The 1,668-nt window shown below is 28.5% G+C and carries 3 protein-coding genes; all 3 read right to left on the reverse strand.

Annotated features, from left to right (window positions below):
• Positions 1 to 46 precede the first annotated feature (46 nt).
• Entirely contained in the window at positions 47 to 595 is a 549-nt protein-coding gene (locus ACMOUI_RS07465; RefSeq protein ID WP_418965103.1) for a hypothetical protein, read from the reverse strand.
• Positions 596 to 636: 41 nt separating this feature from the next.
• Entirely contained in the window at positions 637 to 1,158 is a 522-nt protein-coding gene (locus ACMOUI_RS07470) for an MFS transporter (RefSeq protein ID WP_418965104.1), read from the reverse strand.
• A gap of 8 nt (positions 1,159 to 1,166) precedes the next feature.
• A partial coding sequence (locus ACMOUI_RS07475; RefSeq protein ID WP_418965105.1) for a hypothetical protein occupies positions 1,167 to 1,668 on the reverse strand: 502 nt, incomplete at its 5' end.

Consider the following 1,668-nt stretch of genomic DNA (forward strand, 5'->3'; position numbering starts at 1 on the left):
AAGATTTAAATTTTGGGATACTTTTTTTATAATGATCAACTCCTTTTCAAGGTATTTTTTTATTTAGTTTTTCTGAAAAATTTAGAGTGCCAATTAAAAATAAAGTTATTGAAGAAACCATAATAATAAGTATTGCAGTATTAACGTAAACTGTAAGTAGACCTAGAAGATAGTTTCCAAAAGGAACTAAAATCCCTCCAAAAAATGATAAACTGGCAAAGAATCTTCCCTGTAAAGTTGGGTTAACCTTACTTTTTAATTGAGTGCTTAAAGGAATTAAAGATAAAGAGTTAAAGGAACCTGCCAAAAAATTAAGAGTTAAAAATATATAAAAATAATAAGTTTTACCAATCACACCTAAAAATAGGGCAATAAACCCCTGTATAAAGATACAGATAATCTCACCTTGATAGTAGAGTTTTATATTTTTCTGACTATGTGATACTTTAAGCATAATAGCAGAACCTATAAGTAATCCAAAAATTTCAGCAAAGTTGATAACTCCATATTGCCATTCAGAGATATTGATTACTTTTAATAGCGCAAAAGGAATAACTGTCATAGCAAGAGGTGCCATAAGAAAATTGATAATCATTAAAAGTAGATAGCTATTTTTTAAAAATCTCTGAGTTTTTACTAGATTAAAAATGTTAGAGCATTGAGCAAAAAAATAGACTCTATTCCCTGAGTTTTATATAGAAATACTCCTAAAATAGGGGATGTAAGTTCTGAAATATTATCTAAAATCCCTTGCCAACTATTTCCTTTTCCATAGAGAGATTCATCTATAATTCTGGGAAAGATAGAGACTGAGGAGATATCAAAAAATCTACCTATCACTTTTGAAATAGATATAAAAAGGGTTAAAAAACCAATGGAAAATCCATAACTATGATAGTGATACCAAAGAGCAAAGAATAGTGTAAACTGGAGTATATCAGTTATTATCATAATCTTTTTTTTATTTCTTTTTTCAATATAAAGACCAACAAATGGTAAAATCAGTAGTGCTGGTAAAAATGTAGTTCCCATAAAACTCCCCATTGCTCTACCAGAAGATGTTTTATCCAGTATAAGAAGGGGGATAGCCAAATTAAAAATAGAGTTTCCCACAGTGGAGGTAAAGCGACCAAATAAAAATAAAAATAGGTTTTTCATCTATTTTATCAATCCTCCTTTTTTATGGCTAAAAACTCAAGATATCTTTGATATAGTTGTTTTCGTACCATAAAATGGAATTGAAAAGAGAGAGTTATAAGTATCAGTATTCCCACTAAAAATACAATATCAACTTTTTCAATTATAACTCCAAATACGGCTATTCCCAGAGGTATTAAAATCTGTTTAGTCCCCATAAAAAGAGCAAAAAATTTGCCTTTTATATTGTTATCCACTTTTTCATGAAGCATTGAGTTAGTAGGAATCAATATCATGGAGTTAATTATAAACAGTGTTAAAATTCCAATTATAAAAACGATAACTCCTGCTCTATGACTTAAACTATAGCTCTGTTTTAATGTAAAATAAAAGAGAAAAAGGGCTATTGATTGCACAGGAATCATCAGTAAATATTTTTCCTTTAGTTTAAATCTCTTACTAAATCTAAAGACTATAATACTTCCAAGAAATAGACCACACATAGTTAAACTTTGAAGATAACCTATAAAT

Origin of the sequence: Cetobacterium sp. (genome assembly GCF_048470075.1) — a bacterium.
Taxonomy (GTDB): domain Bacteria; phylum Fusobacteriota; class Fusobacteriia; order Fusobacteriales; family Fusobacteriaceae; genus Cetobacterium_A.